The organism is Candidatus Chloroploca mongolica (assembly GCF_004762035.2).
Lineage (GTDB): Bacteria > Chloroflexota > Chloroflexia > Chloroflexales > Chloroflexaceae > Chloroploca > Chloroploca mongolica.
This window is the reverse complement of sequence record NZ_SIJK02000010.1, coordinates 137,407-144,066: the sequence shown is the minus strand read 5'-3', so window position 1 is coordinate 144,066 and position 6,660 is coordinate 137,407. Positions and strand designations below refer to the sequence as shown.

The following is a 6,660-nucleotide window of genomic DNA, read 5'->3' as shown; positions in this document are numbered from 1 at the left end:
CACCGCTGGCCCGTCAGCCTCGCCCACCACCTCACCCACCGCTGGCCCGTCAGCCTCGCCCACCACCTCACCCACCGCTGGCCCGTCAGCCACGTCCACTACCTCACCCACCGCTGGCCCGTCAGCCACGCCCACGGCGAGCCCGTCACCCACCGCTGGCCCGTCAGCTACGCCCACCACCTCACCCACCGCTGGCCCGTCGCCGACGCCGTCACCCACCCCAACAACTGGCACGATCAACACGAATCGGGTCTACCTGCCGCTGGTGCGGCGCTAGGGGCAGGTGCATCGTTACAGCTGTTGCCGCTGCCGTAGCAAGGGTGCGGGGCCTGCCCTGAGCTTGTCGAAGGGGCATGGCTCCCGCAAACCTCCCATTCCGATGGGGTGGATGCAGAGGGCAAGAGAAAGCTGAAAGCTGAAAACGGAAAGGCGAAGCCTGCGCTTATGGTTCTTCCGGGAGATCCTCAACAAGATGGGGCGCGTTGTTTCTTAGGAGCGGAACGAGGAATCTTCACTGATCTTCATGGAAGACCCCTCGTATCCGCTCCTAAGAAACAAACCGTGTTGTCGGCTCCAGCGTGTCCTCTGTCATTCCGAACGGAGCGGAGCGGAGTGAGGAATCTGCCCTGATCCGCACGGAAGACCCCTCACTCCGTTCGGGGTGACAGGGCAGGCTACGCACCGGCACTGTTTCTCTCCACACCACTGGCCCGCGGGCCATAGGATGCTCGGGGTGACATGGGGGGCAACGCATCCGCATTGGTTTCCCTCCGCACCAGTGGACTGCCGGCCTTTGAACACTCAGCATGGACCTTGCGGCATCATCAACAGTAATTGGTATAACTCACCATAGCAGCAAGCGCACTGACATCAGGCGATAACAAGATTGTCATCCAAAACGCCCCTTCTCGCGCAAGCGCGGGAGGGGGCGTTTGGCTACTTATTGATGTCCACCGAAAGCACGCTGTTTGATGTATCAAAACGCCAGCCTTCTGCACATGTAAGGAGACAACCATGCGTCGTATGCCCACCCTCTTGTTCGCCCTGCTGTTCGCCCTGCTGCTCGTCAGCTCTCTGCCCGCCCACGCTAGCCACGCCCAGACCGCACAGCGCTGTTTTGCCGAGACCAATCAGTGCATCAGTGGGCCGATCCGTCAGTATTGGGAGCGCAACGGCGGCCTGGCCGTCTTTGGCTTCCCGATCACCGCACAGAACGCTGAGACCGTCGAGGGCCAGACGCTGCAAGTGCAGTGGTTCGAACGCGACCGCCTCGAAATCCAGGCCAATGGTCAGGTAACCGCCGGACGACTCGGGGTCGAGTGGCTGGCACAGCAGGGGGCGCCCTGGCAATTCGGCCCCGGCGAAGCTGCAAATGCGGACTGTCTCGCCTTCGCCGAGACGGGCCACCGTGTCTGTGGGGCGTTTGCCACCTACTGGCAGCGTAACGGCGGCCTAGAGCGCTTCGGCTTCCCGATTACCGGCGCGTACGAAGCGGAGATCGAGGGCAAGCGGCTGACCGTCCAGTACTTCGAGCGCCGCCGCTTCGAGTTGCACGATGTCAACTCAGTGCTGCCCGGATTGCTCGTCAGCGAAGTGCTACAGGGGCGCGGTGGAGTGTCTGTGCCAGTTCCAGCAACCGAGCCTGCGCCGGCAACCGAGCCTGCGCCGGCAACCGAGCCTGCACCGGCAACCGAGCCTGCACCGGCAACCGAGCCTGCGCCGGCAACCGAGCCAGCACCGGCAACCGAGCCTGCGCCGGCAACCGAGCCTGCGCCGGCAACCGAGCCAGTGCCTGCACCGGCACCTGCGAATTGTGACGGGATTCCGGAATGGGTTGGCGATGGGGTTATCTTCTACGACTTCAATGAAGAGGAACTCCTGCTTACCGACTGCTTATATCCCTCCAATGATTTTTTTATTTGGATTTATGACTTCCGCGCCAATGAACAGATCCGCTGGCATACAACCGGGCCAGATGGACGAGTCACTGAGCAAGTCGTTCAGGCTGATCGTGATGGCAGTTGGTTCGAATACTTTGTACCGCCCTCTTCTGGCTGGCCGCTGGGCGATTACAAAGTTGAGTTCACCGGCCAGAGCAGCGGTAAGGTTGTCATCCTCTCCTACCGGGTGATTCCCTAAGAGAAGGCGCGAAGGCGCAAAGGTTTAAATACATTACCTTTGCGCCTTCGCGCCTTTGCGTCAAATACATACGCTCAGAACTTCACATGGAAGGCCGCTTTGCCGGCATACTTCGCGGCACCACCAAGCTCCTCTTCGATGCGAAGCAACTGGTTGTACTTGGCGATCCGGTCGGTACGGGCCGGTGCTCCGGTCTTGATCTGGCCAGCGTTGGTGGCGACTACCAGGTCGGCAATCGTGACATCCTCGCTCTCGCCTGAGCGGTGCGAGACAACCGCCGTCATCGCGTGGCGCTGCGCCAGTTGGATCGCCGCCAGCGTCTCGGTCAGGCTCCCGATCTGGTTCAGCTTGATCAGGATCGAGTTGGCGGCATTCTCGTCAATCGCCCGCTGCAAGCGGCTCACGTTGGTCACCAGAAAATCGTCGCCGACGAGCTGCACTTTGTGGCCGATCTTCTGCCGCAAGAGCTTCCAGCCCTCCCAGTCATCTTCGTGCAGGCCGTCTTCGAGCGAAATCAGCGGGTAACGATTGGCGATATCGGCCCAGTAATCAACCATCTCTTCGGTGGTCAGCACCCGCCCGTCACGCTTGAGGTGATACTTGCCATCCTCGTAGATCTCGGTACAGGCCGGATCCATCGCGAGCATGACCTGCTCGCCGGGGCGATAGCCCGCCTTCTCGATGGCCTCCATAATCACCTGCAAGGGTGCCTCGTTATTTGGCAGACTCGGGGCGAAACCACCCTCATCACCGACTGTCGTGCTCAACCCACGGTCGTGCAGCACCTTCTTGAGGGTCTGATAGATCTCGGAACCCCAGCGCAGCGCGTCGCTGAAGGTCTCGGCACCGACCGGCATGACCATAAATTCCTGGAAATCGGTGCTGTTCGAGGCGTGCTGCCCACCATTCATAATGTTGAGCATCGGCACAGGCAAAATATGCGCGTGGGCACCACCGAGATACCGATAGAGTGGGAGGCCAAAAGCTGCCGCAGCCGCTTTAGCACAGGCCAGCGAAACCCCAAGGATCGCATTGGCGCCAAGTTTGCTCTTGTTCGGCGTCCCGTCAAACGTGATCAACTCCTTGTCAATCCCGATCTGATCAGCCGCATCAAAGCCAACCAGGGCCTCGGCAATGTCTTCATTGACCGCACGAACTGCTTTCAACACACCCTTGCCGCCGTAACGCGACTTATCGCCATCGCGCAGTTCCAAGGCTTCGTGAGCGCCGGTTGAAGCCCCACTCGGCACAATCGCTCGCCCGACATCACCACTCTCCAGGCGAACATCAACCTCAACCGTCGGATTGCCGCGCGAGTCTAGAACTTCACGGGCGATGATCTCTTCGATCAGCGTGGACATACTTCCTCCGCTCTATAATGCGTCTTGTTTTGCAGCCCCAGGCCACATATGCCCGCCAGTATAGCATATCGTATTTTTGACTGCCAATCTTCATGGTAGCTCTTTCTGGAACGCGCAAACGCCAGCAATGCTGGCGTTTGCGCGTTCCAACCATTTATTGTTGCGCCTACGGCGCTTAGTTGGCAACAAAGGGCAGGTAAACCCTAAAGCGCTCTGCCTCGGGGAGACCGAGCACAACCGTGCCCACGTCCTGATTTTCCCCATCACCAACCGCAAAGACGGTGATGTCGTCGCCCGCCACCAGCGTAAACGGCGGCAGATCGAGCAGCGTCGTCGCTCCATCTGGGGTCGCAATGATCAGGTCATACGTCCCAGGAGGCAGCGGGAAGGTGGCGGTGCCCTTGTACGGCACATTGCCCAACCCCGGCACGACGGTACCGTCCTGCAAGCGGATCGAGACATTCGCCTCCGCACCAGCAGCAAACGGGGCCGCGTGGTAGATCCGGACACGCGCCGTACCAGCGGCAGGTGGGTCAGTTGGATCGTTCAAGAGCACCAGTTCGGGATCAAAGCCATTGGCCCCACCAATTGCCATCGCCGTATAGCGCATCCCCGGCGCAAGCGTCACCGACCCCGAAATCGCCACCGTATCGGCCAGCGAGGCCGGCATGCTCGGAATAACGACATTGATCGGATACGTGCCACCCGGCAACCGGAGGAAGCCAGTCGTATCGCCGAAGCCAAAGTCACTGACCAGAGTCAACGGCGGAACCGTCGGCACGACCACATTCACCGCCGCACGGCCACCCGCAAACGGGGCCAAATGCGCCAGACGCACTTCTGCCGGGGGCACAATGCCATCGCGTGGCAACACAACAAGCCCTACATCCTGATTGACGCCATCACCAACCGCAAAGACGGTGATATCATCGCCTGCGGCCAGCACAAACGCCGGGATATCAAGCAGCGTCGTTGACCCATCCGGCGTGGCAATGATCAGGTCGTACACGCCAGCAGGCAGTTCCAGCGTTGCCGTGCCCTTGTACGGCACATTGCCCAACCCGCCGACGACCGCGCCATCCTGGGTGCGGATCGAGACGTTCGCACCGTCACCAGGCGCAAACGGGGCAGCGTGGTAGATGCGCACCCGCGCCGTGCCAGTGATTGGTGGCGTGCTCGGATCGTTCAAGAGCACCAGTTCGGGATCAAAGCCATTGGCCCCACCAATCGCCATCGCCGTATAGCGCATCCCCGGCGCAAGCGTCACCGACCCCGAAATCGCCACCGTATCGGCCAGCGCACGTGGCGCACTCGGAATGACCACATTGATCGGATAGGTACCATCAGTCAACGGCACATAGTCGGTAGTATCGCCGAAGCCAAAATCACTGACCAGGGTCACCGGCGTGTCACCCGGCACAACCACATTCACCGCCGCACGGCCACTCGCAAACGGGGCCAGGTGCGCCAGCCGTACCTGCGCAGGGACACGCTGTGCGCCACCCAGGAAGAAGAACTCGGCCGGATAGGTGTCCGTACCAGTCCCAATCGCAAAGACCGTCGTGATCGACTGGGGGGGAACATTCAACGTCGCCGGGCCGATGAGGGGCGGATCAGTCATACCCGTAGGCACAACCTTCACCGGAATATCGGTAGCGCCGGGGATAGGGAGATAGCCACTGGAGTCACCAAAAGCCACCCCGGTGAGCCCGCCAATCGGCTCATTGGTTATTGCATTGAGGACATCAACCGCTGTGCCAGCCAAGGGCGCGAAGGGCGCCGCATGAACCACGCGTACATTCGCATTCGGAGCCGCAGGCACGCTATTATCATCAACCAGAGGGAAGAGACCGAGCGGAATGTTATTCCCATCACCACCAGCAAAGACGGTGTAATCACTACCGGCCGCAAGACTCAGCGTTGCGGTAATCGCCGGGGCAACCGTGAGATCGGTTCCTGCAAAGACCTGCACCGTGTAATCACCAGAGGGCAAATTCGCGGTCAGCGGGGCATCTTTGTACTTGAAATCACTGGCAATCGTTGCGCCATTGACCACCACCGTCACCGCTGTGCCATCAATTGTTGGCGCAAAGGGGGCGAGATGAAGGATGTTGACCCGAGCATTCGCCTGGGCCCGACTCGGGGTGGAAGCAGCAAATAGACCAACCACCAGCGCGGTAATCATCACAACAGCTACCGACAAGACACTCCGTCGCATGCATTGCTCCTTTTGAATGCAGAGCGAGGCTATGTACAGCCAACCTTTGGCTATACAAGCACCACTTTTTCAGGCTTCACCAGATTGCGTTACGTAGGCTGCACTGTTCTGTACGTACACTGGTAAGATCTGGATGCATTGAAAGGGTATAATAGCTATAAGTGCGTAAAACAATAACAAAGGAGCAAAGTCTGTGAAGCGTCTTTCCCTCTGGATGATCCTCGTCTTCATCCTGACTGCGTGTGGCAGCTACGCCCCACCGGTAACTTCCGAGACAACCGAAGAACTCCGTCAGACGAGCATAGCAAACAATCGGCCCCCAACCATCCCACCCTTGCCACCCGGGCCAACGCCAACCCCACGTCCAGCCTTGAACGAGGTCTTTGACCTTCGTGATGACGATCCGCGTGCGCTTGGCGATCCCAACGCGCCCGTGTTGATCATAGAGTTTACCGACTTTGAATGCACCTTCTGCCAGCGCTTTTTTCAGGAGACGCGCCCACAGATTTTGAGCGAGTTGGTCGAAACAGGCAAAGTTCGCCTCGTTGTCCGCGACCTGCCGCTGACCACGATCCATCCGTCGGCGCTCGTCGCTGCGGTCGCCGCGCAATGCGCGGCTGATCAGGGCCAGTTTTTCCCCATGTACGAGCGTCTCTTTAGCAGCCACCAGCAAGAATGGGGCGGGGTGCCACAGCGTGATCGGGTGGTGTTCGGCGAATTTGCCGATCAACTGGGTCTCGACGGCGCCACCTTCCGGGCTTGTCTCGATGACCCCGAAAGCGAAAAAGCGGTCTTGAATGAAATGCAGGCCGCACTGGCGCTTGGCATTAACTCAACACCAAATTTTGTTGTCAATGGACAACTGGTGCGCGGAGCCCAGCCGTTCCGTGTCTTTGAGGAACTGGTCAGCCAGCAATAAGTTCTGCTTGCGCCCGCACCGGG

At 59.8% G+C, this 6,660-nt stretch carries 5 protein-coding genes; 2 read left to right on the top strand and 3 right to left on the bottom strand.

The features are described from left to right. On the bottom strand, positions 1 to 243 hold a 243-nt coding region (locus EYB53_RS07960), incomplete at its 3' end, for a hypothetical protein (RefSeq protein WP_205712607.1). Between the two features lie 771 nt (positions 244 to 1,014). On the opposite strand from EYB53_RS07960, the gene EYB53_RS07955 reads away from it, so the two are divergent. Beyond that, positions 1,015 to 2,139: a hypothetical protein gene (locus EYB53_RS07955; RefSeq protein ID WP_167857301.1), complete on the top strand. Its 1,125-nt coding sequence runs from the start codon at positions 1,015 to 1,017 to the stop codon at positions 2,137 to 2,139. A gap of 74 nt (positions 2,140 to 2,213) precedes the next feature. Here EYB53_RS07955 and eno read toward each other — a convergent pair whose 3' ends face one another. Both eno and EYB53_RS07945 read right to left on the bottom strand, forming a co-directional pair. After that, positions 2,214 to 3,500, bottom strand: a complete 1,287-nt coding sequence (gene eno, locus EYB53_RS07950) for a phosphopyruvate hydratase (RefSeq protein WP_135477670.1) — start codon at positions 3,498 to 3,500, stop codon at positions 2,214 to 2,216. Positions 3,501 to 3,675: 175 nt separating this feature from the next. Next, positions 3,676 to 5,718: a DUF4397 domain-containing protein gene (locus EYB53_RS07945; protein ID WP_135477669.1), complete on the bottom strand. Its 2,043-nt coding sequence runs from the start codon at positions 5,716 to 5,718 to the stop codon at positions 3,676 to 3,678. 193 nt (positions 5,719 to 5,911) lie between these two features. Here EYB53_RS07945 and EYB53_RS07940 point away from each other — a divergent pair, with 193 nt between their 5' ends. Then, positions 5,912 to 6,637, top strand: coding sequence for a DsbA family protein (locus EYB53_RS07940; RefSeq protein WP_371879084.1), 726 nt, complete (start codon positions 5,912 to 5,914; stop codon positions 6,635 to 6,637). Positions 6,638 to 6,660: the final 23 nt, after the last annotated feature.

Coding starts and splice junctions, on each gene's coding strand:
- EYB53_RS07955 (WP_167857301.1), top strand. CDS start 1,015: ATGCGTCGTATGCCCACCCTCTTGTTCGCCCTGCTGTTCGCCCTGCTG.
- eno (WP_135477670.1), bottom strand. CDS start 3,500: ATGTCCACGCTGATCGAAGAGATCATCGCCCGTGAAGTTCTAGACTCG.
- EYB53_RS07945 (WP_135477669.1), bottom strand. CDS start 5,718: ATGCGACGGAGTGTCTTGTCGGTAGCTGTTGTGATGATTACCGCGCTG.